Source organism: Microbacterium sp. PI-1, assembly GCF_004337555.1.
Classification (GTDB): Bacteria; Actinomycetota; Actinomycetes; order Actinomycetales; family Microbacteriaceae; genus Microbacterium; species Microbacterium aurugineum.
Map to the genome: position 1 here is coordinate 150504 of NZ_SJYZ01000006.1, position 24400 is coordinate 174903.

The following is a 24400-nucleotide window of genomic DNA, read 5'->3' on the forward strand; positions in this document are numbered from 1 at the left end:
CGTCACGCCTCCAACGGGGGCATCGGCTGCCAGCTGCGGTCACGTCCGACCTTGCCGCCGTCACGGATGCCGCGGAAGAGGTTGCTCGTGCCGCGAACGGTCCTCTCGACGAAGACGAGGCGGATGAGCTCCTTGAAGAACGTCGCCGTGGTACCGAGGCCGAAGAGGAGCGGGTTGTAGACGCCGTGGACCCGGTAATACTGCTTGATGAAGCCGCGGTTGCGCATGATGTAATAGCGGTAGGCGTTGCTCGAGGCGTTCATGTGGCGGATGCCCATGTCCCACTGCTTGATCTCCCGCGTGCGGCGCAGCACGAACTCATCGACGATGACCGCGGTGGTCAGACGCGATGCCAACCAGCCGTACATCTGGTCGTCCCAGTAGATGAAGAAGCGCGGATCGGGCAGACCGATCTGCTGCACCAGCGAGCGGTGGATGAACATGCCCTCGAAGCAACCGCTGTTCATCTCCTTGTATCCGCTCTCATCGAAGGCGGAAGGAGCAAACGGAATCGGGATGCCCATGCGCTCGGCGATGCGGTACTGCCAGTAGAACTCGCTGCCGTCGTAGTCGAATCGACGGCCCTGGATGCTCTTGAACCGGCTGCTCCAGGCTCCCATCCTCGCGAGCCCCTCAGGAAGGACCTCGACGTCGTCGTCCATCATCCAGATCCACTCGGAGCCGAGGTCGTATGCGGTGCGCATGCCCTCGCTGAAGCCCCCCGAGCCGCCGGTGTTCGTCTCCAGACGTCGGTACACGATCTCGGTCCCGATGTCATCGCGGAACGACTCGACCACGTCGGTGGTGTCGTCAGCCGAGGCGTTGTCGATGATCACGACGTGGCCCGGCTTGGGGTCCATCGCGGTGATGCTCGTGAGAAGGCCAGAGAGAAGGTGGGAACGGTTGAAGGTGACGATGACGATGGTGGCGGACTTCGGGTCGAATGCAGCGGGCGCCGCGGTCATGCCTTCTCCTCGAAGATCTTCTGCCAGGACTGGGGGGAGACGAGATCGGGCAACGCCTGGCGGTACTGCTGCTGCAATTCGGGCCACCGGCGACGGAGTTCCGCGTGCAGTCGCATCGTGTCTCGAAGCATGCGCCGGTACTTCGCGCGGTCGCGGGTGTAGATGTTCTTGCCGGATCCGTCGGCGGCGCTCACCAGGGCACTGTCGAATGCGGGGACGCGCCACCAGTGCGCGTCCTCCTTACCGAACTCGACCTCGGGCTGCGCGATGTTCGCCGGGTCCGGCCGATGCATCCAGTGGGAGACGAGGGTCGACAGTGTGAACAAGCGCAGCCGCACACCCTTCGGGCTGTCGAAGTCGTTCTTCGACAGCTTCTTGTACACCTGGCGACCGCGCCGAGAGTGGAGGACCGTGGTCGGGTCCCGATGAACGACCGTCTCCGGGTAGTCCGCGGCGATCACGCGGGCCGCGGGCATCGCCGTCGCCAGGTTCTGCCGCATGTGGTCGGGGCCGGAGAGGACATCGCGCAGCGCTTGCGCGCGGAGCGCGACGGGGTAGTACTGCATCATCATGAGGTGCTTCAGGTCGACGCGTCGGCTGTGCCGGATCAATCGTCCGCCGCGCAGGGTGTTGGAGTGCAGAAGTCCGGCGACGAGGCGGTTGCGTGCATGGAAGTAAGCTTGCCAGTCGATCGAGTCGTCCTTGTTCACCCATGAGACGTGCCAGAGCGCGACCCCGGGCATCGACACGGTGGGGAAGCCGGCTTCACCCGCGCGGAGGCAGAACTCGGCGTCGTCCCACTTGATGAAGGCAGGGAGCGACAGCCCGACTTTCCGGATCGCGTCGAGGGGGATCAAGCACATCCACCAGCCGTTGTAGTCGGCATCCATGCGCATGTGCAGAAGAGTCGATTGGCGCAGGTTCGAGACGCCGAAGTCATGCGGCATCTTCTCCTGATAGAGGTTTCGCCACATGAACGGGCCCTCGTCGACGACCTCCGCCCATCCGTGCAGCTTCGGGCGGTCGAGTAGGTCGAACATGTGACCGCCGACCAGGACCGGGGTGGTCGCATACCGACCGAAGACGATGGAGCGGCGCAGCGACTCCGGTTCGAGACGGATATCGTCGTCGAGCAGCTGCACGAAATCGCTCTCCGGACGCTGCAGCGTCTCGTGCATCGCCCGGGCGAATCCTCCGGAGCCGCCCAGGTTGTCCTGGCGGATCACCTGGAGTGTTTCCCCGAGGCTCTCCGCGACATCGTCGTAACCGTCCTGTTCGGCGACGAGCTGTGTGCCCTGGTCGATCAGGAAGATGCGGTCGATGAACTCCAGCGCGTCGGGCGACGCGGCCAGCGCGCGGAGAGTCTCGACGCAATAGTCCGGCTTGTTGTAGGTCGTGATCCCCAGAGAGGCTTTGCCCCTGCGGGCGGGGTCCTGCTCGGTGGTCCACTCCGCGCCTTCAAGCACAGCCGGCTTCTCATCCGCGACGATGTCGAACCAGATCCACCCGCCGTCGCTGTACTGCGTGAGCTCGAGGTCGAAGGATGTCGACGCTTCGCCGGTCACTTCGCGGGTGGCGACACGCTGACGCACGCCCGATCCGTTGGAGCGGTACACCAGGATCGTCGCCGGGCCGGTGGTGCGCACGGTGAGCTGAACCTGGCGGACACTCGTCCAGTGCTGCCAATAAGACGCGGGGAAGGCATTGAAGTACGTCCCCATCGACACGCGACGTCCGGCGACGATGCGGGCACGATTCCTGCCCAGGATGTTCCCCAGGTGCGCGCGGTTCGAGACGCGGACGGGTTCGTTCTCGATCACGGACCACGTCTCCGGATCGGCATACAGCGGAAGGAGGTCGGGGTCGCGATCAAGTGGGAAGACGACGTTCTGAAGGACGTGGGCCACTGGGAGGTTCTCCGATGTTGATGCCACAGGCCGCTGTCAGCGGACAGCGCGGGACTCGACGAGCAGTGAGTAGCCTACCGTCGATGACCTCTGCATCTGCGGAGAGTCTCCCTCCGGCCCTGCAGATGCACTGACTAGACTGACCGCGATGAAGGTATTGATCACCGGCGGCGCCGGCTACATTGGCTCGACCATTGCGACGGCGTGCATCGAGGCGGGTCTCGATGTGGTCCTCCTCGACGACCTCTCCCGCGGGCTCCGGTCCTTCGGTGAGGGGCGCGATCTGTACGTCGGCGACATCGCCGACGTCGCCGTGGTCGACCGACTTCTGGCCGATCACTCCGACATCGATGCGGTCATCCACTGCGCCGCACGCATCGTCGTCCCGGAATCCGTCGCCGACCCGCTCGGGTACTACGAGGCGAACGTCGGGAAGACGATCGTGCTTCTCCAGCGCTTGCGGGACGCGGGCATCCCTCGCATCGTGTTCAGCTCCTCGGCGGCCGTGTACGCCGGGGAGGGCGGCGACGGCGTGGATGAGGCCGGCCGACTGGCGCCGGCGAGCCCGTACGCCACGAGCAAGGCGATGGTCGAGCAGATCCTCGACGATGCAGCGAACGCCGGCGACTTCCGCGCGATCGCGCTGCGGTACTTCAACCCGATCGGGGCCGACCCGCAGTTGCGCACCGGCCTGCAGAATCCGACTCCTTCGCACGCGCTGGGAAAGATCATGCAGGCCAGCGCGTCCGGAGAGCCCTTCACGATCACTGGAACCGACTGGGCCACACGCGACGGCTCGGGTCTCCGCGACTACATCCACGTCTGGGATCTCGCTCTGGCACATGTCGCGGCGGTTCAGAAGTTCGACGATGTCGCCACCCACGATGAGCCGTACCAGGTGATCAACCTCGGCACCGGCGACGGTGTGACGGTCCGAGAGCTCGTGGCCGCGTTCGAACGCGTGACCGGTGAACCTCTCGCGGTGATCGAGACCGATCGCCGCCCCGGTGACCAGGCGGGTGCCTTCGCGATCGTCGACCGTGCGGCCGAGGTGCTGGACTGGCGTGCAGAGCGCTCGGTCGACGATGGTGTGCGCGACGCGATCGCCTGGGCCGAGAAGCTGCGCTCGCTGAGCTGAGCGCGCCGCGGCGCCCTCAGCCACCCCTGTGGGCGGTCACTCCTGTGGGCGGAGCGTCGGGATCGCGCCCGTGTGCACAGCGTCGATGTTCTCGCGCCAGGACCGCGATTGTCCGGCGCGCAACGCGCAGAGCACCAGCATGAACCACCCGGCGCCGACCAGCGTGAAGCTCTCGAACATCGAGTCGACGGCCAACGTGACCAGCATGATCGGCGTCCAGGCGTAGACGACCGAGCGTCGCACGCTGGCCACCAGCCAGGAGCGGATCAGCGCAACGCCGCCCAGCAACAGGAACAGCACCAGACCGGCCGCGCCGAGCTGGAGCAGCACATCGAAGAACGCGTTCAGTGCGCTCTGGTGATGGTCGTCCAGCTGGAAGTTGATGAAGGTGAACGGGTATTCGCCACGGGCCCACTCACCGAACCATCCCCACCCGTTGATCGGTCTCACGGCGACGAAGTCGAGGATCGTGTTCCACAGAGACGCGCGGATCGAGAAGTCCGATCCGGCATCCAGCAGCGCGATGATCTGGTGGCGCAGCGCGAACGCGATCGCGAGCGTCAGGGTCACGAGGATCCCGAGGACGAGCTGCACGATGTTGCGCCGCGCGGGTGACGCGTGTCGCACGATCGTCAGTGCGAGCGTGACGGTGCCCACGGCGACGGCGAGCACGAGCACGGTCGGCGATGCCGAGAGGAAGGCCAGGGAACCGGCGAGGCCGATCGAGACCACGGCGAGCGGCGGGTTCACGGACTGCGTGCGCCACTCGATGACGAACGTGATGAGGGCGATGACCGCGATGAACCCGAGCATGTTGCGGCTGCCGAACAGGCCCTGGATCGGACCGCCTTCCGCCAGGTTTCCCTGGATCGCGAGGAAGGTGAAAGGGAGATCGAGGAGGATGCCCGACAGGATCTCGAGTCCCAGCGAGACGGCGAGGAGGGCGCGCAGGGTGTCGCCGATCGCGCGAACGGTCTGGAGGGTGTCACGGATGTGGCCGATCGTGATCGCGAGGAACGCGTAGCCGAACAGTGACATCCAGCCGAACAGTGTGTCCGAGCGGTCCGTCGTCCACACCAGGCTCACCAGAGCCCAGCCGAGGAAGGCGATGAGCGACGACGGGGCGATCCGGAGAAGGGACAGCTCATCCCGTCGGACCCACAGGATCGCCGCGCCCAGGAGGCAGAGCACCGTGATGATGGTGGCCAGCGTGACCTTCGACGTCATCCGCTCGATCGCGTACGAGGCGAAGATCGTGGTCAGAGTGGCGAGGGCGAAGGCGCGAGCCAGCTCGACCGATCCGAGCAGCCGCACCAGGGGGCGCGACGACGTCACGGAACCCGCCGTTGCCGGGCACCGCGCTCGAACACGAGGTCGCGCTCGCCGACCCCGACCAGCGGGACCGACTTCAGCTTGAACGACAGGAGCACCACGAGCATCCAGCCCCACAGCATGATCGGCGTCGACTCGGCGAACCCCTGGACGAGGAGGACCACGGTGAACAGGCTGGGCAGCAGAGTCAGCGGAGAGAAGGGGCGCGCGGAATCGAGATCCCACCGAGGGCGATCGACGGCGAAGAACCAGGAGCGCCACAACAGGCTCACGTACGCCACGCCCATCAGGATGACGCCGACGACGCCGAGCTGGAACAGGACATCGAGCCACATGTTGTGCGCGTGGAAGACGGTGATGCCGTGATCGGTGATCCAGTGATCGAACGACGGGTCGGTGGGGATCCAGGGGCTGGAGAAGCCGTTGCCGAGAATCGGGTGCTCGCGGACGCGTTCCAGGACTTTCGCCCAGATCAGATCGGAACGTCCGGTGAGATCGGAGGTGCGGCCGACGAGTCCGAGGAGTGGCTCTCGAAGCAGCCAGACCACGGCCGCGGCCAGAGCCGTCCCGCCGATGGCGACGACGTAGATGCGCGTTCGTGCGCCGGGAGTGCGGGCGCGACGCATGAGGAGTGCGACCACGAGGACGACCGCGGTCGCGGCTGCGCAGATGAACGCGGTCACGGAGGACGTGCGCAACAGGAAGTATGCCGCGAGGAGCATCCAGAGCGCGAGCGTGGTGCGCCAGCGCGCGCGGGCGACGAACAGCACCCCGAAAGTGATGATCGAGAACAGCGAGATGATCGCGAGCACGTTCGCATTGCCGACGATCCCCTGGATCCTGCCGCCGTCGAAGAGGTTGTCGCGCACCCAGTAGAGCTGCGGGTCGATCCGGCCGTCCGGCAGCGTCGCGAAATTCGGCAGGAGCGGACCGTGCAGGACGAGTGAGACCCACAGCTCGAGGGCGAGCGAGAGGCCGAGGATCCACTTGAACGCGGAGGAGAGGGCCCGCACGATCTCATGCCAGGTGAGCACGTGCGCGATGAAGAGGCCGTTGACGGTCACCGCGGCGAGGAGGAACCAGGTGATCAGAGTCGGCCCCCGCCATTGCGACCAGGCGACGGACAGGAGGGCGAACGCCGTGTAGCCGATCGCCGTCCAGGGCAGGCGCCGCCAGCGGAACGGCTGCGGGTGATTGCGGGCCAGCATCGGGACGCCGATGGCCAGCGTCGCGAGTGTGAAGGCGACGAGAGTGGCACCGGCCCCCTCCATGCCGACGAGGTTGTACACCGCGGTGTGCGCGAACGTCACGATCAACACGAGGATCACGTAGCCGCGCAGCATCAGATGCCCCGTCGACTCGCGCTCCGGCGGTGTCGGCGGGGCTGCCACCGGGTGCTTGGTGTACTGGGCCATCGCGTTCAGGCTACCGCGCCGCGCTCGGCGCGTCGCTGAACGCCGCAGTGCACCCTACGCTGGGACCATGCTGCTGAGCCTCACGAATGCTCCCCGCGACTACGCGTGGGGATCCGACTCCCTCCTCGCCGGACTCGAAGGGCGCACGCCGACAGGCGCGCCGGAGGCTGAGGTGTGGTTCGGGGACCACCCCGGAGATCCGGCCGATGTCGCCGGAGGGGGAACCCTCGATCAGGTCACCGGAGGGACCCTGCCGTACCTGCTCAAGCTCCTCGCGGCCGGGCGTCCGCTCTCGATCCAGGTGCACCCGACGATCGCGCAGGCACGCGCGGGCTGGGAGCGCGAGAGTGAACTCGCTGCGGATGATCCGCAGCGCAACTACCGGGACGACAACCACAAGCCCGAGCTCATCGTCGCCCTCAGCGAGCGGTTCGAGTCGCTGAGCGGTCTTCGTCCGGTCGACGAGACGCTCGCGCTGCTGGGGCTGCTCGACGAGAGCGAGGGCGTCGTCCAGCTGCGCGACCGACTCGGCGCCGGCGACGATTCCCTGCGGGACACGATCGGCTGGTTGCTCGGGGGCGGAGCGAACGCTGCGGTCGACGACATCATCTCGGCCGTCGTGGCCGCGTCCGTGCGTGGAGACGGTGACACGGGGGAGTGGGGGACGACGCTCCGTGCCATCGCGAGCGTCGCCGAGAACTATCCGGGGGATCCGGGCGTCGTGGTCGCCCTGCTCATGAACCACGTCGTCCTGCGTCGCGGCGAGGCGGTGTTCCTGCGCGCGGGTCTGCTCCATGCGTACCTGTCCGGACTCGGGGTGGAGATCATGGCGGCGAGCGACAACGTGCTGCGGGGCGGGCTCACCCCGAAACGCATCGATGTCCCCGAACTGCTCGCGATCCTCGACGCCACTCCCGGTGAGGTTCCGGTGCTGCGCCCCCACGGTGACGGCGGGGTCACGGCGTATCCGGTTCCGGTGCCCGACTTCGCGCTCACGAGGATCGAGCTCGACGGAACCCCCGTCGCCCTCGACGTGTCCGGGCCGACGATGGTGCTCGCGACGGACGGGCAGGTCGCCGTCGCTTCTGCGGACGGCGAGCGAATCGACGTCGTGGTCGGTGCGGCGGCGTTCGCGAGTGCCGACGAAGGCACCCTCACCATTTCCGGCGTCGGCGAGGTCTTCGTCGCGAGCCCCGGGCGCTGAGCCGGCCCGACCGCGCGACACGCCGATCGACCCTCAAGAACCTTAAAGAGCCGCTTGAGGGTTTACGATCCGCGACTTGACCGGAGCGAATGACACGGGTGTAATTAGTCATGAGCACGGCCCGCCGGGGGGCGGAGACAGGGTTGGAGATCGAGATGACGGGATACCGTTCCGACGTACCGGAGAACTGGTTCGTCGATCCGATCAACCTCGGTGTTCCCGGGGTTCGACGGACCGAAGCATCCGACGATGACAACGCCCTCGCCTGGCAGAGCGACGCGCTCTGCTCGCAGACGGACCCGGAGGCGTTCTTCCCTGAGAAGGGTGGATCCACCAGGGACGCCAAGCGCATCTGCACGACGTGCGACGTCCGCAGCGAGTGCCTCGAGTACGCGCTCAACAACGATGAGCGCTTCGGCATCTGGGGCGGTCTCTCGGAGCGCGAACGCCGCAAGCTCAAGCGTCGCGCCAGCTGATCGTCCGCATCGTCTCCGCGTGGCACGGCTTCGCGGGCGCGCCGCACGGGCTGCTCCAGCGCCGCCTGACCCGCGCATAGGCTGACGAGGACATGCCAGCCCGAGTTCACGCCATCATCGTCGCGCGCCCCGGATCCGCCTCCCGCGCGCAGCTCCTCCGCACTCTCGACGCCGTGCGATCCCAGACCGCACCCGCGGACGCCGTGACGCTCGTCGTCTGCGGGGATTCGTCTTCGATGCGGGAGAGCGAAGCGGTCGCCGCGACGGTCGAGGGCATCATCGAGGCACGCGCCAGCACCTCCTTCGCCGAGGCGGTCGACCTCGCTCGGCCGCGGGTGCTCGAAGGCTCAGCGATCTGGTTGCTCGCTCAGGACACGGCCCCGCATCCGCGCGCACTGGAGCGTCTTCGCGGAACGCTGGAACGCTCGCCCTCCGCGGCGATCATCGCGCCCAAGCTCGTCGCGACCGACAACGACCGCGAGATCGTCTCCCTCGGGGTGACGATGACCGCTCTCGGCCGCTCGGTCGAGCTCGCGGCCGGCGAACTCGACCAGGGCCAGCACGATCGCATGGATGACGCTCTCGGGTCCGATGTGCGGGGCATCCTCATCCGGGGCGAAGTCCGCGATGCTCTGCGTCTCGACCCCGCCCTCGCCGGCGCCGATGAGGGACTCGACCTCGGGGTGCGGGCACGCTTGGGCGGCGGACGCGTCGTACTCGCACCGAGCGCACGAATCTCGGCTGCTCCCGGTGGTCCTGCGGCGCTGCCGTCCGGGCGGTCGCGCCGGGCGTACGTCACGCGGCTCGCCCAATTGCATCGACGCCTGGCCTACGCTCCCGCCGCGGCGGTGCCGCTGCACTGGCTGAGCCTGCTTCCGCTCGCGCTGTGGCGCTCCCTCACCCACCTCATCGGCAAGCGGCCCGAGGCCGTGCTCCCTGAATGGGGGGCAGCGCTCACCGCGATGATCCGCCTCGGAGCGATCGCGCGATCGAGGTCGCGCATCCGCGCCTTCCGAACGTCGACGTGGGCGAGCATCGCGCCGCTGCGCATCACCTCCTCGGATCTGCGTCGGCACCTCGACGACGGGCATGGCAGCGAGGGCGGCGCGGTCAGCGAACTCCGCTTCTTCTCCGGAGGGGGAGCGTGGGCCGTGCTCGGGGCGCTCGTCGTCAGCATCGCCTCGTTCACCACCCTCCTGGCGTGGCCGGCACTCGGTGGCGGCGGACTGCTCCCGCTCCGTCAGACCGTCGCCACGCTGTGGAGCGACGCGGCCTGGGGCCTTCGGGGCACCGCCGTCGACCTCATCGGACCTGCCGATCCGTTCGCAGCGATCGTGGCGGTGCTCGGTACCCTGTGGCCTGCTGGTCCGTCGTTCGCGATGGTGCTCCTGTGGATCCTCGCCCTCCCGCTCGCCGTCCTCGGGGGATGGTTCGCCGCGACTCGGGTGACCGACCGGTCGGGCTTGCGCATCTTCGCCGGCGTCGCATGGGCGCTCACCCCTCCGTTCCTCACGGCGCTCGTCGAGGGGCGTCCGAGCGCCGTCCTCGTACATCTCCTCCTTCCTTGGCTCTTCCACACCGCCGTGGTCGCCCACCGGTCGTGGGGAGCCGCCGGCAGTGCATCGCTGCTGCTCGCGGCCGTCCTCGCGTGCGCGCCCTCGCTGGCGCCCGCGCTGGTCCTGCTGTGGATCGTGGCGCTCGGCATCGTGCTCGGCACGGCGCAGTTCCGGGGGGCCGTGCGTCTGCTCTGGCTGCCGGTTCCGACGGTGGCTCTGTTCGCCCCCCTCGTCTTCTGGCAGTTCGCGCACGGGACGCCGTGGGGTGTCCTGGGCGACCCCGGTCTGATCTGGGCGGGCTCGCAGGCCTCTGCCGACGCCGCGGGGAGGTTGGCCCTCGCGATGGGCTTCCCGACCACGGACCTCGCCGGGTGGGCATCGTTCGCGCCCGAAGCAGTCACGCCCTGGGTCTGGGTCCTCTGTGCCCCGACCGCCCTCCTCGCTCTGGGTTCCGCCCTGGCGCCGCGGTGGCGGGCGGGGATCACGCTCCTCGTCGTCGCGGTCACCGGCCTCGCCACCGCCTTCTTTGCCGTGGGCGTCACCGTGAGCTTCGACCAGGGCGCTGGAGTGGCGATCTGGCCGGGGGCAGGCCTCAGTCTGGCCTGGATCGGGGTGCTCGGCGCTGCGCTCGTCACGCTGGACACGGCCATCACGGCGCCTCGCCTGAGAGGTGTCGCAGCGACCGTCGCGGCCCTGTCCCTCGCGGTCTGCGCGGTCCCGGCACTCACGGCTTTCCACACGGATCGCTCCCTCCTCACGAACGGTCCCGAATCCACTCTGCCCGCCTACGTCGCAGCCCAGGCAGCGGGTGATCGCGACGTCGCGACGCTCGTCCTCACCCCGAAGAACGACGGCGGACTCGCGGTCGAGGTCGTCCGGGGTGCGAGCAAGACCTTGGGGTCGCAGACGACCATGACCTCGACGGCGACGGAACCGCACGGGGCGGACGTCTCGACCCTCGCGGTGGACCTGCTGTCCGCTCGCGAGTTCGATGCGCCGGGTGAGCTGGCGGCGAAGGGGATCAGCTACGTGCTGGTCGCTCAGGGCGCCGGCAGCGACGGAGACAATGCGCGTGCCCTCCGTGCCATGGCCATCGCCTCGATCGATCAGCGTCCCGGGCTCGTGCATGCGGGCCGCACGGATCGCGGGGTGCTGTGGCGGCTGGAAGCGGAGGCTGCGGCCTCTCCTGCCCTCAGCGCCGCTCAGCAGGGGACGGTCAGGCTCGTCCTCACGCTCCAGCTGATGGCGGTGCTCGCCGCATTGCTGTTGTCGATCCCCACGCGCGCCTCGCGCCGCGCGGCGCGCGCGCAGTCCCGGATCGTCGGGCGCGCTCCGGATGAGCCTCTGGTGCTTCCGCGGCATGCGGAGGACCGTCACGATCTCGAGGAGCAGCCCCCGGTCGGCGCTCTCGAGGAGCCGCAGGATGCCGCTGCCCTGAACGACGAGGCGCTGGTGCCGATCGCTGAACCTGAGACCGACCCCGAGCCGAGCGGCGATGAGGCTGCCGCAGCGGACGACGCGTCCCCACCGGCAGGCGCTGATGAGGACGGCCCCGACAGGTCCGTGGAGGGAGACCGATGAGCCGCTCACGCGCAATCCGCGTCGCCGCCACCAGCGCGCGCCTGGTCACGGGAGGCGTGGTCATCGTCGCCTGTGTGGCAGGGATCGCTGCGGCCGTGCATGCGCCCTGGCCGAGCATCCGCCACGACGCGGCCCAGATGCAGGTCACCCCCCTTCCCGGCGACAGCGTGCTCGTCTGCAACGGGGACCTCCGCGCGCTCGGTCGCGACGCGATCGATCCGCTCAGCATGTCGTCCGCCGCGCGGCCGACCGTGACCCTCGGCGGAACCTCGGGAGACCCCGCGTCCGAGGGGCTCGCCGTGAAGGATGTGCCGGATGCCGGCGAGGTCCGCGTGCTCACCGGCACTGTGGAAGGACGCACTGCTCCCTTGATCGCCGCCGCCGAGTCGGTCAGCATCGCGACGGAGGATCTCGCCGGATACGCGGCCGCCCCCTGCGGTGTGCCGAAGCTGGACTCGTGGCTCGTGGGCGGCAGCACCGCGACCGGCACCGAAGACATCGTGATCCTGACGAACGCGGCCGAGGTGCCGTCGACCGTCACGCTCTCGGTCTATGGAGAGACGAGGAGCGCGCGCACCGTGATCGTGCCCGCTCGCACGCAGACCGCGGTCCCACTGACGTCGATCGCGGCGGGGAATACCACGCCGGTGGTTCGTGTCGGGGCGGTGGGGGCACCCGTCCGTGCCGTCCTCCAATCCTCCCTCGTGCAGGTCCTCGACCCGGCGGGTATCGATCTGCAGGACGCCGTCGCGGGCCCGCAGGAGAACCTCGTGCTGGCCGGGGTCCAAGTCTTCGCGTCCGCAGGGGACGATGCCGAGATGGCCGTCCTCCGAGTGCTGTCACCGGGAGTGGATGCTCGGGTGCAGGTCCGGGTGCGGGCCGAGGGATCGTCCGCCGTGGTCGATGAGTTCTCGGTCCCCGTCGAAGCCGACCTGCCCGCGCAGGTCGCGCTCACCGGCCTGGCACCGGGTTCGTACACGGTCGACGTCGTTTCGGACGCTCCGGTCGTGGCCGCGCTCCGGGAGCAGGACGGCTTCGGTCGCGACTCCGACTTCGCCTGGATCACCCCGGCGCCGGAGATCGAGGGCGATGTCCTGTTCGCCGTGCCGTCGGGGCCGGCGCCCCGGGTCCAGCTCGCGAACACGTCGGATCAGGATGTGACCGTCACCCTCGAGACGTCGGACGGGGGTCTGCCCGAGGAGATGGTCATCGCCGCAGGCGAGTCGCTCGGCGTGGAAGTCGATCCCGGCGCCACCTATCGGATGAGGACGGACGGCTCGATTCGCGCCGCCCTGACCCTCACCGCCCCGGGAGCGATCGCCGTGTCACCCGTGCAGGCCAGCGCCGGCGTGGAGAAGGCGATCACGGTCTACCCCTGATCTCCCGTGGGGAAAGGTCAGTGCTCGTGGCCCAGATCCCACGGCTCGCGACCGACGTACTCGGCGGCGGCACGGAATACGGCGCTCTCGATCGCCATCCGCCGATGCGGCGCGTCGTCGTGACCCGGGGGAAGCAACCGTTCGATGGGCAGACGGAACAGCACGATGCGTCGGTTCTCACGGTCGAGGTACCAGCGTGGAACCTCGTCGGTCGCGTCGAAACCCGGGATCGCCCCGATCTCGAATCGCACCTCCTGCAGCTCCGGCCAGGTTCCACGGAGGAACTCGACCGCCGTGCCGACCGTGAGGTCGAATCGGTCCAGGCGTCCGTCGAGGGGCGCGAGGGGCGGCCGTACGACCTCGCTGCGGCCCAGACGTCCGTGACGTCCGTGCCGAGCACCGCGCCGAGGTGCGGCGGAGGTGTGGGCAGTGCGACGACGGGGCATGACGAAAGTCTAGGTGGTGTCCGCGTCTGCGGCGCGGCATCCCGAGCGTCGACGGACGGCAGCCGTACGCTGGCGGAGATGGACGGACGACTGTGCTCGAAGGTCGGCTGCGTGCGAGAAGCCGTGGCCACCCTCACCTATGACTATGGCGACCAGATGGCGGCGCTCGGACCGCTCGGTGCCGCGAACGACCCTCAGGCCCACGACCTCTGCTCGCCGCACGCGGATCGACTCTCGGTCCCGGCCGGCTGGCTCGTCGTCCGCCACGAAGCCCTCCGCGTCTGACGGCGCCCCTTCGGGCCGGACACGCGGTGTCCGCCGCAGCGGGAGAACGCCTGAGCCTGGATACGCTGTCCCGAGGCGTGCCAGGGCGGCGCAGCCGGAAAGGCACTCGTGATCGTCTGGCGTCGCTGGATCTTCCCCCTGCTTCTCGTCGTGGTCTTCGGTGCGTGCGCCGCCGCGCTCGTCAAGATCGCCTTCTTCCCCGACAGGGCCGAGACCATCGTCAGCCCTGATGCCGGGATCACCGACCCGATCATCGCCGTGGAACGTGGTTCGGTCGTCAATGCTCTGACCCTGACCGGCAACATCGCTCGCGACGAGACCTTCGGGGTGCGCAGCGAACTCGACGGGACGGTCACGGCCGTCCACGTGAGCGAAGGCGCGGCGGTGAGCGCCGGTCAGAAGCTCTTCACCGTTCGTCAGGAGTATCCCCGGAAGGAGATCGACGTGCTCGCCCCCGAAGCCGGCGACGTGTCGGAGATCGCTCTCGTGAAGGGGCAGATGACGTCCGTCGGTACCGAGACGTACAAGCTCACGCCCGCGCGCTACCACCTGCTGGCGACCGTCGACCCGGTCCAGCTGTACCGTCTCGTGAACGCGCCGAGCGAGGCCACGATCACCATCACGGGCGGACCGGCCCCGTTCGCGTGCACCGGCGTGCGCGTCCAGGTCTCGGCAGAGGGGACAGCCAGCGTGCGGTGCGCCATCCCGAAGGACCAGACGGTCTTCGCCGGGCTTCCCGCGACCCTCGACCTCGCGCTCGGCCAGGTCGACGACGCACTCGTGGTCCCGGTCACCGCGGTGCAGGGCGGTGCCGGATCAGGCATCGTCTGGGTGGACGCGGCTGACGGCTCCGAGCCGGAGGAGCGCACGGTGACGCTCGGGGTCAACGACGGGGTGATCGTCGAGGTCACGGAGGGACTGGCGGAAGGCGACAGCATCCGCGAGTTCGTGCCCGGTTTCGTCGCCCCCGTCGAGGAGTTCTGCTACGAAGTGTCGCCGGGGGTCGAACAGTGCGACAGCGGGATGAGCTGGTGAGCCTCGTCGCTCTCGACGACGTCGCGAAGAGCGTTCTGCTCCCGGACGACTCGCGGCTCGAGATCCTTCGCGGCATCACCGTGGAAGTCGGTGCAGGGGACCACGTCTCGATCGTCGGGCGCTCGGGGTCCGGCAAGTCGACGCTGCTCAACATCCTCGGGATGCTGGATGCGCCGACCTCCGGTTCCGTCTCCTTCGAAGGGCGTGAAGTGCGCCGGATGCGATCGGGGCGCCTCGATCGGCTGCGTGGCGACAACGTGGGCTTCGTCTTCCAGCAGTTCAATCTGCTCCCCGGGCGCACCGCGCTCGACAACGTGACGATGCCTCTCGGACATGCGAAGGGCCGGATGTTCTGGAACCGCAGACAGATCGCCGCGGACATGCTCGAGCGTGTCGGCCTCGGCCATCGCATCGACCAGATCGCCGACAAGCTCTCCGGGGGTGAACAGCAGCGGGTCGCGATCGCCAGGGCGCTGGTGCGGAAGCCCGTCCTGATCCTCGCGGATGAGCCGACGGGCGCCCTCGACATCGATACCGGGGCCTCCGTGATGTCCCTTCTCGACGAGGTCGCCACCGAGACCGATGCGGCGCTCGTCACCATCACGCACGACCTGCACGTCGCCGCGCGCGCACGCAGGCACTACCGCCTGGATGCCGGACGCCTGGAACCGGTGGACCTGGGCCGCGCCTTCGAGGCCTCGACGCTCGCGGCGTCCGTGCCGTCGGAGGGGACACCCGCGGTGGCGGAGTCCGTCTCGTGACCGGGTTCCTCGGCGCGCTCTCCGACGCCTGGGCGGAGATCCGCGTCCACAAGCTGCGAGTGCTGCTGAGCCTGATCGGCATCGCCGTCTCGGTCGGCGCACTCACCGCGGTCGTGGCGATCTCGGAGTACCAGCGCCAGTTCCAGGCGGAGCAGTCCGACCGGTGGGGCGGACGCGCCGCGACCATCGCCGTCTCGGCGAGCACGGCCGACGGCACGCCGATCGACGCCGACGAATTCGACGATCGCTTCACCCGGGTGTCCGAGCGGTTCGGTTTCAGTCACACCACGCGGATCGCGCAGGGCGTCGTGCTGGATGTGCATCTTCCCGAGGGCATCACCGCGGTCCCCGCGCGCATCATGGACCCGGCATTCCCACAGATCCATCGCGAGAAGCTCCTGGAGGGGCGCTGGTTCCTCGACTCCGACCTGGAGGCGATGGCACCTCCGGTCGTGATCACGGAGGCGCTCTGGGACCGTCTGGGGAGGGTGCCGCTGTCTCAGCACCCCACCGTCGAGTTCGGCGGCGCGGCAGGCGGCACCTATCAGGTGATCGGCATCGTTCCCCGGCAGGGCTTCGGGGACGAGGAGCTGCGGGTCGATCTGCTATACGACGACTATCGCGACAGAGTGGACGCTCTGCCCGCGGAAGTCTCGACGCAGTACGAGGTGTGGGTCGGTGTCGATCAAGCCGATCAGATCGGCCCGGTGCTGGCGATGGATCTGCGCGCGGGGCTGCCCGAGGGGCAGACGATCTCGGTGAGTCGCACCGACTGGGCGGCGCAGCCGGGCGCTCTGGACGTCCAGGCGACCTTCGAGATGATCACGGGAGGAATCGCCTCGCTGATCCTCGCCCTCGGTGCTCTCAGCCTGATCAACATCCAGCTCGTGGCGATGCGGCAGCGCGTGCGGGAGATCGGCGTGCGACGCGCCTTCGGCGCCAGTTCGGGCCGGGTCTTCTTCTCGGTCTTCCTCGAGAGCCTCGTCGCGACGACCGTCGCCGGAGTCATCGGGATCGCGATCGTCGTCGCCGTCCTGCGATCGGACTGGATCGTGACCACGATGTTCTACGGGATCCAGGACGTCCCGCCGTTCCCGATGAGGGCGGCGCTGGTCGGACTCATCGCCTCGGTCGTCGTGGGCGCCGTGTCGGGGTTCATCCCCGCGCTCGTGGCTCTACGGGTGAAGGTGATCGACGCGATCCGCTTCTGACACACACGGTCGTGAGGGGCCGACAGGATGGAAGAATGAGCGCATGCCTGAGCTCGAGTACCGTGTGGCCGATCTGTCCCTCGCCGAAGCCGGCCGTCACCAGCTGCGGCTCGCGGAGAACGAGATGCCCGGACTCATGGCACTCCGGGAGGAGTTCGGCGGTGCTCAGCCGCTGAAGGGCGCCAGGATCGCGGGCTCGCTCCACATGACGGTGCAGACCGCGGTCCTCATCGAGACGCTCGTGGCCCTCGGCGCCGAGGTCCGGTGGGCGAGCTGCAACATCTTCTCCACGCAGGACGAGGCGGCCGCCGCCGTCGTCGTGGGCCGCGAAGGCACCGTCGAGGCCCCGGGAGGCGTGCCCGTCTTCGCCTGGAAGGGGGAGACCCTCGAGGAGTACTGGGCCTGTACGGCGCGGATCTTCGACTGGTCGTCGAGCGGGTTCGACGGACCCAACCTGATCCTCGACGACGGCGGCGATGCGACTCTGCTCGTGCACAAGGGCGTCGAGTTCGAGAAGGCCGGAGCAGTACCTGCACCGACCGAGACCGATTCACAGGAATACTCGATCATCCTCGACCTCCTGCGCCGCTCCCTCGCGGAGTCGAGCGACCGCTGGACGGCGCTCGCCGCAGGGCTGATCGGAGTCACGGAAGAGACCACGACGGGCGTGCATCGTCTCTATGAGCTCGCCGCCTCCGAGGATCTGCTGTTCCCGGCGATCAACGTCAACGACTCGGTGACCAAGAGCAAGTTCGACAACAAGTACGGAATCCGCCACTCCCTCCCCGATGGGCTCAACCGCGCGACCGACGTGCTCATCGGCGGCAAGGTGGCCTTCGTCTGCGGGTACGGCGACGTCGGCAAGGGGGCGGCAGAAGCCCTCCGTGGACAGGGAGCCAGGGTCATCGTCAGTGAAGTCGATCCGATCTGCGCGCTCCAGGCCGCCATGGACGGCTTCCAGGTGGCGCGTCTGCTCGACGTCGCGGGCGAGGTCGACATCGTCGTGACCGGGACCGGCAACCGCGATGTCGTCACGACCGAGCACATGCTGGCGCTGAAGCACCTGGCGATCGTCGCCAACGTCGGGCACTTCGACAACGAGATCGACATGGCGGGTCTGGAAGCCCTCGACGGCGCGGAGAAGATCGAGATCAAGCCGCAGGTCCACGAGTGGCGTCTGCCCCACGGACGCAGTGTGCTCGTGCTCAGCGAGGGCCGCTTGATGAACCTCGGCAACGCCACCGGCCACCCGTCCTTCGTGATGAGTGCGTCTTTCACGAACCAGGTGCTGGCGCAGCTCGAGCTCTACACGAACATCGAGGCGTACCCGATCGGCGTGTACGTGCTTCCCAAGTCCCTGGACGAGAAGGTGGCCCGCCTCCATCTCGACGCGTTGGGGGTGCAGCTGACCACGCTCAGCGATGCGCAGGCCGCATACATCGGCGTGCCGGTCGAGGGGCCGTACAAGCTCGAGCACTACCGCTACTGACCGCGTCCGCGTCGGCGCTCGTCCGCGTCGGAGCTCGTCCTCCGGCGGGACTCAGACGCCGACGTGACGTCCGGTGAGCCGTTCGGCGCGGCGGTCGGCGTTCTCCAGCGCTCGGCGCTCCCGTTCGCGGCGCAGCACGGTGATGCCGACGAGAACCTGCTCGGGTGACACGGGTGGCACCGGCGACACGAACGGTGTCGCTTCCGCCAGCAGCTCCTGCGCGACGCGGGCCCGCGCGGCGGGGATCATCCGCGGAGCGCTCACCAGGAACTGCGAGATGCGCCGAGCCAGCCGGTCGGGCATTCGCGCGACGTCGGCGATCTGCGCCCACCCGGCCAGCGCCGGGGGCAGCACGGGGGCGTGCGAGATGAGGGCCGGAGTGCGGACGCGCTGGCTGTAGGTCCCCGCGACGAGGTCGCCCAGCCGCTGGGACCGCGCCGTGAAGGCGCCCGTGAGCACGGCGATGCCGCCGAACGTGATGTAGATCTCCAGCACGCCGATGAGCGCGCGGATGAAGGCATGGCGGAATCCGGCGGCGCCTCCGTCGACGCGGACGATGCGTCCGCCGATCGCGAGCTTGCCCAGACTGCGGCCCTTGAGCGCGACCTCCATGGTGATCGGCAGCACCACGAAGCTGACCACGATCGCCGCGACCGTCGCGATGCGGTCGGTGGCATCGTCGAGCACGCCGGCGTTCAGCAGCCAGATGCGCAGGAAGAGCCACAGTGCGAACACGGCGTATCCGAGGAGCATGTCGATGGCGGCACCGAGCGCGCGCAGCAGGAAGCCGACCGGCTGCACATCGATGGCGACGGCTTCGCCGGAGAGCACCTCGTCGGAGACGTCGATCGGGGTGGACATGAGTACAGTAAATCAGGTGGATGCCGACGCGTTGACCGATGCACGCCGTGCCGAGTGGGAACGGCTTGACGAGCTCAGCCGCGCCCGACTCGACGGCGCCGGAGTGGATGAGCTCATCGTCCGCTACCGCGCCGCGTCGGCCGACCTCGCCGAACTGAAGACCTCGGTCGGCGACTCGCCGCAGGGCGCGTATCTGTCCACGATCCTCGTGAGAGCCCGGCTCCGCCTCACCGGCGCGTCCGACAGCATCCTCACCCAGACGGCACGGTTCTTCCGACTGCAGCTTCCTGCCGCTCTCTATCGCCTGCGATGGACCACTCTGGTGATCGCGGTCGCCTTCATCGCCGTCGCGGTCGGCACAGCCGCATGGATCGCGAGCGACCCGGCGCTGATCGCGACCCTCGGTCCGCCCGACGCCCTCGAGCAGTACGCGGACGAGAGCTTCACGGGCTACTACACCGAGAACGCCGCGGCCACGTTCATGGGCATGGTGTGGACGAACAACGCCTGGATCGCGATGCAGTGCGTGCTGTTCGGCGTCACCGGGATCTGGCCCGTCTACATGCTCGTGCAGAACGCGATGGGGATCGGCACTGCCGGCGCGATCATGGCGGCGCACGACAAGGCCGATCTGATGGTGCTCTACATCCTCCCGCACGGCATGCTCGAGATGACCTGCATCTTCGTCGCCGGCGCCGCGGGGCTGCACATCTTCTGGGCCTGGGTCGCTCCCGGGCACCGCACCCGCGGGGAGGCTCTCGCCGAGGAGGGGAGGGCACTCGCCACGGTCGCGATCGGACTCATCTTCGCGCTGTTCCTGTCGGGGCTCGTCGAGGGCTTCGTGACCGGCTGGGGTCTCCCGTGGCCGGTGAAGATCGGGATCGGTGCGGCCGCGCTCGCGGTGTTCCTGATCTACATGCTCGTCATCGGAGGGCGTGCGCACCGGGCAGGGGAGACCGGCGACCTCGTCGAGTACGAGGCAGGGACTCCGCGGCTCATCTCCGGCTGATCGCCCTCAGTGCACGGGCACGGCACAGGTCAGAGGCGTCCTGCGGCCTTCAGCTCGAGGTAGCGATCCGCGATGCGAGGGGGGAGTTCCTCCGGGTCGGCGGCGATCGCCTCTCCACCGGCTCTGCGGATCGCGTCGGCGACGTTCTCCGCGTCACGGAGGGTGCGTTCGGCCGCGGCAGCGAGGTACACCTCTTCCCGGGAACCTCGTTCTCGGGCGAGAGCACTGATGCCGTCGTCCGTCACCGAACCGACGAGGACCGTCGTCGCCCGTGACGCCCGCGGGAAGGCCCCGAGGAAGCCGCGCGCCGATTCTGCGGCATCCTGCGCGGTCAGCGCGACGATCAGCGACGGTCGTGTGGTGAGCGAGCGGACCGCAGCGAAGGCACCGTGCCAGTCGGTGTCGACCAGGCGTGCGTGCACCGGGGCCATCGCGTCGGTCATCGCCGGGAGCAGCGCGGTGCCGTCGACACCGGTCACCCTGCCACGGACGACGCGGTCGTACAGGAGCAGGTGCACGTGATCGCCAGCACGGGAGGCGAGCGCGGCGAGGAGCAGAGCGGCCTCGAGGGAGGCATCGACACGGGTGCCGTCCCCGACTCGGGCAGCGGCTGTGCGGCCCGTGTCGATGATGATGACCACGTGCCTGTCGCGCTCAGGACGCCACGTGCGCAGCATCGTCGTTCCGGCTCGAGCCGTGGCCCGCCAGTCGATCGAGCGCACGTCATCACCCCGTACGTATTCGCGCAGCGAATCGAACTCGGTTCCCTGACCGCGCACCTGGATGCTGGTGTTGCCGTCCAGTTCGCGCAACCGTGCGAGGCGCGAGGGCAGGTGCTTTCGTGAGGAGAAGGCAGGCAGCACCCGGATCGCGCCGCGGACGACGTGTCGCGCTTGTCGCCCGGCGAGGCCGAGCGGGCCGCGCGAGCGGATCATCACGAACTCGCTCACCAGTTCCCCACGTCGCCGGGGGCGGAGGGTGATCGAGACCCGGGCGCGTTCCCCCCGCGCCACACGCAACTGCTGGCGTTCGGCGGGAGCCCCGGCCGTGGGCTGCCAGGCGTCGCGGATCACGGCGTTCAGTGTCCTGGTGCCGTGGTTGTGGACGGCGACGCTCACCGGGACCTGCTCGCCCAGACGAGCTCGCTGGGGCACCCGGCGGCTCAGGGTCACCGATCGGGGGTTCGCGGCGAGAGCGACATCCAGCGCGACCAGCAGCACGCACAGGCCGATCCAGGCCCCGAGGGCGGGGTACGCCGGATAGCCCGCCAGTCCGATGAGGACGAGCGGGAGGACGCCCACGGCGAGGGCGATGGTGAGCCGGCCGGTGATGAACACCTAGATCGGCACCCGGGTCTGCTGCACCACGGAAGTGAGGACCGCGTCGGCCGACACGCCTTCCATCTGGGCATCCGGCCGCAACTGGAGCCGATGGCGCCAGACCGGAACCAGCATGGTCTGCACGTGGTCGGGGGTCACCGCGGAGGAGGCATTGAGCCAAGCCCAGGCTTTGGCTGCCGCGAGCAGTCCCGTCGAGGCGCGGGGGCTGGCACCGAGCTCGACCGAGGGGGACTGGCGTGTCGCGCGCGCGAGGTCGACGACGTAGCCGAGGACGTCGTCGGTGACCTCGACCGCCGCCGCGCGCTCCTGGGCGGCACGGATCTCGTCCGGCGAGACCACCGGATCGATACCCGTGAGTTCGCGGGGGGAGAAGCCGTCCGCGTGGCGGCGCAGCACCGAGAGCTCGGCATCGCGTTCGGGCATGCCGACGACGAGCTTCATCAGGAAGCGGTCCAGCTGTGCCTCGGGCAGTGAGTAGGTGCCCTCGTGCTCGATCGGGTTCTGGGTCGCAGCGACGAGGAACGGGTCCGGCAGAGGACGACTGACACCGTCGGCCGACACCTGGCGCTCCTCCATCGCCTCGAGAAGGGCTGCCTGCGTCTTCGGAGGCGTGCGGTTGATCTCGTCCGCGAGCAGGATGTTGGTGAACACGGGGCCGGCCCGGAAATCGAACTCACCGGTGCGAGCGTCGTACACGAGCGAACCGGTGACATCGCCCGGCATGAGGTCGGGCGTGAACTGGACGCGCTTCGTGTCGAGGCCGAGCGCTCGAGCGAAGGACCGGACCACCAGCGTCTTCGCGACCCCGGGCACGCCCTCGAGGAGGACGTGGCCCCGGGCGAGCAGGGACACCAGGAGTCCGGTGACGGTGCCGGCCTGCCCGACGACGGCCTTGTCGACCTCGGTGCGGACCCGATGCATCGCCTGACGAAGCGCGGCGTCGTCGGCGGGGAGATTCTCAACGGTCACGGGGTTCCCTCGGCTTCTCTGGGTGGATGGAAGGGTCGGTTCGTTCGATCATTCGTCATGCCTCGCACTGTGCGTGCTCGACTCCACTGCGGCCTCGAGGTCGTCGAGTCGTCGTGCGAGATCGATCAGGGCTGTGTCGTCGGTGGGCAGGGGCCCGGCCAGCAGGGCTTGCAGGGTGCCGCGCGGGATCCGAAGTCGGTCGGAGGCCGCGTCAGCGACCTCGTCCGCGCCGGCGTGTGCGGCGAGCCCGAGTCGTCGTGCGAGTCGGCGCTGGGCGCCGTCGCGGAGAGCTTCCGCGGCGTGCGCCGAGTCCGCGGCCCTGGCCGTCAGACGCGCGCGTCCGTGCATCGTCTCGGAGGCGCGGACGGTCACGGGCAGGGTCTCGGCAACCAGCGGGCCGAAGCGCTGACCGCGCCAGACGGCTGCGGCGATCCCCGTGAGGAGCAGCAGGAGGATCACCGGGGTGACCCAGGGCGGTGTCAAGGTTCCGAGCGTGTCGATCGACTCGCCCTCGATGTCGGAGTCCGCGAAACTCGGGACGTACCAGACGACGTGGTCCGTCTGCCCGAGCAGGGCGAGGGCCAGCGCAGCGTTGCCGTTCTCCGCGAGGGAGGCGTTTCCGAAGAGCCTGGAGCCCTCCACGACGATGCGGCGGTCGTCCGTGCGGTCGTCCACGAGCACCGCGGCGCCGTTCGCATCGCCGAAGCAGGGCACCACCCCACTCGTGGGGGAGAAGAGTCTGTCCGCGCGGATCGTCCCCACTCGGGCGAACTCGGCGACATCGCACTCGGCGGACACCGCAGGAAGCGTCCCCGAGGCGTTCTCGCCGATGTCGAGTGCGCTCAGGAGATGGGTGCCTGCGGAGAGGAACACGATGCGGTCCGCCGGTTCCATCAGCGTCTCCAAGGCGTCGTCCGTCAACGTGTACGGATTCGCCATGACGAGGGTCGTGTCGTCGCCGATCGCCGCGCGCGCGGCCGTCCGGGAACGCTCGACGTCGACGTCGACTCCTCGGTCGCGAAGGATCTCGGCGAGGGCGAGCGCGCCCGCATCGTCCCGGCCTTCCGGATCGAGCGCTCCCCGTGCTCCCGGCGGTGTCACACTGACGCGGAGCGCGACGAAGGCGACGATCAGCACGAGCGCCACCACGATCAGCCAGCCCACGATCGCCTTCGTCTTGCGCGGTCGGTGCTCGGCGGTCGACGGGACCGACGGGGTTTGAGCGGTCAGGCTCACGCCGGCACCTCCTCGGGGCGAAGCGACAGGAGTCGGGCGTCGGTCGCGGCGAGCTCTCGATAGGTCTGCTCCGTCGCGGCGTGCCCGAGGTAGCGGACGTCGTCGAACGCAGTGGCCGCGCGGCGCATCGCCTCCGCCTCCTGCTCGAACACCCGGATCGCGTCGCGCGCGATGGACTGCGCGGTGGCGCCGGGGGCGGGATCGATCAGATCCCGCTCCAGCAGGCTCCGGGCGATGGCACGGTACCGGAGGATCGTCGCCGTGCTCCAATCGCCTTCGCGTGCTCGGCGCTCGGCGTCGCTGCGCAGTTGTGACGCCGAGCGATCATCGGCCGCGCCCAGGAGATCCGCGCGGCCGCGTCGGACGGTGCGAGACCTTCGAGGCCGACCCCAGATGATGAGGGCCGCGATCAACGCGGCGACGATGAGGGCGATCACGATGATGAGGGCAGCCGGCCCCACATTCGCACTGTTGTCGGCGTTGAACAGATCGGCGAGGAAACGGCCCACGTCACGGGCGAAGAGGTCGAACCACGTCGGCTTCGCGTCGGCATAGCGCGGGTTGGAGAGCTCCTCCTCGGCCCAGCGTCGCGCCTCATCGCCGTCGGGGACGAACAGGTCGTCGAACGGTCGGATCATGCCGTGTCATCGCCGCCAGGCGCAGCCCAACCGGTCTCCCGCGGGGCGGTCGGTGCGGTCGGTGCGGGCGGAGGCGGGGGCGGGAACCCTGTCGGCGCGGCCCCCATCGATCCCGTGCTCCCCGGCGATGGTGTCGGCACCGGGGGTGCGGAGGGCTGCGCCGGGGG

At 69.0% G+C, this 24400-nt stretch carries 21 protein-coding genes; 11 read left to right on the top strand and 10 right to left on the bottom strand.

Annotated features, from left to right (window positions below; all coding sequences use genetic code 11):
* Positions 1–2 precede the first annotated feature (2 nt).
* Positions 3–965, bottom strand: coding sequence for a glycosyltransferase (locus E0W80_RS07725; protein WP_131491969.1), 963 nt, complete (start codon positions 963–965; stop codon positions 3–5).
* A complete protein-coding gene (locus tag E0W80_RS07730) occupies positions 962–2872 on the bottom strand; it encodes a glycosyltransferase (protein ID WP_131491970.1) in 1911 nt (636 codons plus the stop codon). The genes E0W80_RS07725 and E0W80_RS07730 overlap by 4 nt, the downstream gene beginning before the upstream one ends.
* Before the next feature lie 148 nt (positions 2873–3020).
* Between E0W80_RS07730 and galE the strand changes: the two genes are divergently transcribed.
* Entirely contained in the window at positions 3021–4010 is a 990-nt protein-coding gene (gene galE, locus E0W80_RS07735) for a UDP-glucose 4-epimerase GalE (protein WP_131491971.1), read from the top strand.
* Positions 4011–4046: 36 nt separating this feature from the next.
* On the opposite strand, the gene E0W80_RS07740 is transcribed toward galE, so the two are convergent.
* Positions 4047–5345, bottom strand: a complete 1299-nt coding sequence (locus E0W80_RS07740; RefSeq protein WP_131491972.1) for an O-antigen ligase family protein — start codon at positions 5343–5345, stop codon at positions 4047–4049.
* On the bottom strand, positions 5342–6757 hold the full coding sequence (locus E0W80_RS07745; RefSeq protein ID WP_131491973.1) for an O-antigen ligase family protein: 1416 nt from the start codon (positions 6755–6757) through the stop codon (positions 5342–5344). Before E0W80_RS07745 ends, E0W80_RS07740 begins: the two co-directional genes overlap by 4 nt.
* Before the next feature lie 67 nt (positions 6758–6824).
* Here E0W80_RS07745 and manA point away from each other — a divergent pair, with 67 nt between their 5' ends.
* The 4 genes from manA (at position 6825) to E0W80_RS07765 (ending at position 12953) form a co-directional block, all read left to right on the top strand.
* A complete protein-coding gene (manA, locus tag E0W80_RS07750) occupies positions 6825–7961 on the top strand; it encodes a mannose-6-phosphate isomerase, class I (protein WP_131491974.1) in 1137 nt (378 codons plus the stop codon).
* 155 nt (positions 7962–8116) lie between these two features.
* Positions 8117–8437, top strand: a complete 321-nt coding sequence (locus tag E0W80_RS07755) for a WhiB family transcriptional regulator (protein ID WP_081997016.1) — start codon at positions 8117–8119, stop codon at positions 8435–8437.
* Between the two features lie 92 nt (positions 8438–8529).
* Positions 8530–11574: a glycosyltransferase gene (locus tag E0W80_RS07760; protein ID WP_131491975.1), complete on the top strand. Its 3045-nt coding sequence runs from the start codon at positions 8530–8532 to the stop codon at positions 11572–11574.
* Positions 11571–12953: a DUF5719 family protein gene (locus tag E0W80_RS07765; protein ID WP_131491976.1), complete on the top strand. Its 1383-nt coding sequence runs from the start codon at positions 11571–11573 to the stop codon at positions 12951–12953. Before E0W80_RS07760 ends, E0W80_RS07765 begins: the two co-directional genes overlap by 4 nt.
* 17 nt (positions 12954–12970) lie before the next feature.
* Here E0W80_RS07765 and E0W80_RS07770 read toward each other — a convergent pair whose 3' ends face one another.
* Positions 12971–13399, bottom strand: coding sequence for a hypothetical protein (locus E0W80_RS07770; RefSeq protein WP_227991546.1), 429 nt, complete (start codon positions 13397–13399; stop codon positions 12971–12973).
* Positions 13400–13477: 78 nt separating this feature from the next.
* Here E0W80_RS07770 and E0W80_RS07775 point away from each other — a divergent pair, with 78 nt between their 5' ends.
* From E0W80_RS07775 to ahcY, 5 genes are all read left to right on the top strand, one after another.
* Positions 13478–13684 carry a DUF3499 family protein gene (locus E0W80_RS07775; protein ID WP_047523011.1) on the top strand — a complete coding sequence of 69 codons (207 nt, stop codon included), beginning with the start codon at positions 13478–13480 and terminating at the stop codon, positions 13682–13684.
* 108 nt (positions 13685–13792) lie between these two features.
* Positions 13793–14719, top strand: coding sequence for a biotin/lipoyl-binding protein (locus E0W80_RS07780; RefSeq protein ID WP_131491977.1), 927 nt, complete (start codon positions 13793–13795; stop codon positions 14717–14719).
* On the top strand, positions 14716–15480 hold the full coding sequence (locus E0W80_RS07785; protein ID WP_131491978.1) for an ABC transporter ATP-binding protein: 765 nt from the start codon (positions 14716–14718) through the stop codon (positions 15478–15480). Before E0W80_RS07780 ends, E0W80_RS07785 begins: the two co-directional genes overlap by 4 nt.
* Entirely contained in the window at positions 15477–16691 is a 1215-nt protein-coding gene (locus tag E0W80_RS07790; protein WP_131491979.1) for an ABC transporter permease, read from the top strand. The genes E0W80_RS07785 and E0W80_RS07790 overlap by 4 nt, the downstream gene beginning before the upstream one ends.
* Positions 16692–16734: 43 nt before the next feature.
* The gene (ahcY, locus tag E0W80_RS07795; RefSeq protein ID WP_131491980.1) at positions 16735–18180 is read left to right on the top strand and encodes an adenosylhomocysteinase; all 1446 of its coding nucleotides are present in this window, start codon (positions 16735–16737) and stop codon (positions 18178–18180) included.
* A gap of 51 nt (positions 18181–18231) precedes the next feature.
* On the opposite strand, the gene E0W80_RS07800 is transcribed toward ahcY, so the two are convergent.
* The gene (locus E0W80_RS07800) at positions 18232–19041 is read right to left on the bottom strand and encodes an RDD family protein (RefSeq protein ID WP_131491981.1); all 810 of its coding nucleotides are present in this window, start codon (positions 19039–19041) and stop codon (positions 18232–18234) included.
* Positions 19042–19057: 16 nt separating this feature from the next.
* Between E0W80_RS07800 and E0W80_RS07805 the strand changes: the two genes are divergently transcribed.
* A complete protein-coding gene (locus E0W80_RS07805) occupies positions 19058–20050 on the top strand; it encodes a stage II sporulation protein M (protein WP_047523006.1) in 993 nt (330 codons plus the stop codon).
* A gap of 29 nt (positions 20051–20079) precedes the next feature.
* Here the strand turns inward: E0W80_RS07805 and E0W80_RS07810 are convergent, their stop codons facing one another.
* The 4 genes from E0W80_RS07810 to E0W80_RS07825 all read right to left on the bottom strand — a co-directional run bounded on the left by E0W80_RS07810 (position 20080) and on the right by E0W80_RS07825 (position 24233).
* Complete coding sequence (locus E0W80_RS07810; protein ID WP_131491982.1) at positions 20080–21387, bottom strand: DUF58 domain-containing protein; 1308 nt, start codon at positions 21385–21387, stop codon at positions 20080–20082.
* Positions 21388–22311 (bottom strand): MoxR family ATPase, encoded by a 924-nt coding sequence (locus E0W80_RS07815; protein WP_227992070.1) that lies wholly within the window; start codon positions 22309–22311, stop codon positions 21388–21390. It lies immediately after the preceding gene.
* A 96-nt stretch (positions 22312–22407) separates the two neighbouring features.
* Complete coding sequence (locus E0W80_RS07820; RefSeq protein ID WP_131491984.1) at positions 22408–23595, bottom strand: DUF4350 domain-containing protein; 1188 nt, start codon at positions 23593–23595, stop codon at positions 22408–22410.
* Positions 23592–24233, bottom strand: a complete 642-nt coding sequence (locus E0W80_RS07825; RefSeq protein ID WP_131491985.1) for a DUF4129 domain-containing protein — start codon at positions 24231–24233, stop codon at positions 23592–23594. Before E0W80_RS07825 ends, E0W80_RS07820 begins: the two co-directional genes overlap by 4 nt.
* Between the last annotated feature and the right edge of the window lie 167 nt (positions 24234–24400).

Excerpts from the sequence above, each read along its gene's own strand:
- E0W80_RS07745 (WP_131491973.1), bottom strand. The coding sequence starts at position 6,757 with ATGGCCCAGTACACCAAGCACCCGGTGGCAGCCCCGCCGACACCGCCG.
- E0W80_RS07775 (WP_047523011.1), top strand. The coding sequence starts at position 13,478 with ATGGACGGACGACTGTGCTCGAAGGTCGGCTGCGTGCGAGAAGCCGTG.
- E0W80_RS07760 (WP_131491975.1), top strand. The coding sequence starts at position 8,530 with ATGCCAGCCCGAGTTCACGCCATCATCGTCGCGCGCCCCGGATCCGCC.
- E0W80_RS07800 (WP_131491981.1), bottom strand. The coding sequence starts at position 19,041 with ATGTCCACCCCGATCGACGTCTCCGACGAGGTGCTCTCCGGCGAAGCC.
- E0W80_RS07765 (WP_131491976.1), top strand. The coding sequence starts at position 11,571 with ATGAGCCGCTCACGCGCAATCCGCGTCGCCGCCACCAGCGCGCGCCTG.
- galE (WP_131491971.1), top strand. The coding sequence starts at position 3,021 with ATGAAGGTATTGATCACCGGCGGCGCCGGCTACATTGGCTCGACCATT.
- E0W80_RS07825 (WP_131491985.1), bottom strand. The coding sequence starts at position 24,233 with ATGATCCGACCGTTCGACGACCTGTTCGTCCCCGACGGCGATGAGGCG.
- manA (WP_131491974.1), top strand. The coding sequence starts at position 6,825 with ATGCTGCTGAGCCTCACGAATGCTCCCCGCGACTACGCGTGGGGATCC.
- E0W80_RS07755 (WP_081997016.1), top strand. The coding sequence starts at position 8,117 with ATGACGGGATACCGTTCCGACGTACCGGAGAACTGGTTCGTCGATCCG.
- E0W80_RS07815 (WP_227992070.1), bottom strand. The coding sequence starts at position 22,311 with ATGCATCGGGTCCGCACCGAGGTCGACAAGGCCGTCGTCGGGCAGGCC.
- E0W80_RS07725 (WP_131491969.1), bottom strand. The coding sequence starts at position 965 with ATGACCGCGGCGCCCGCTGCATTCGACCCGAAGTCCGCCACCATCGTC.
- E0W80_RS07770 (WP_227991546.1), bottom strand. The coding sequence starts at position 13,399 with ATGCCCCGTCGTCGCACTGCCCACACCTCCGCCGCACCTCGGCGCGGT.
- ahcY (WP_131491980.1), top strand. The coding sequence starts at position 16,735 with ATGCCTGAGCTCGAGTACCGTGTGGCCGATCTGTCCCTCGCCGAAGCC.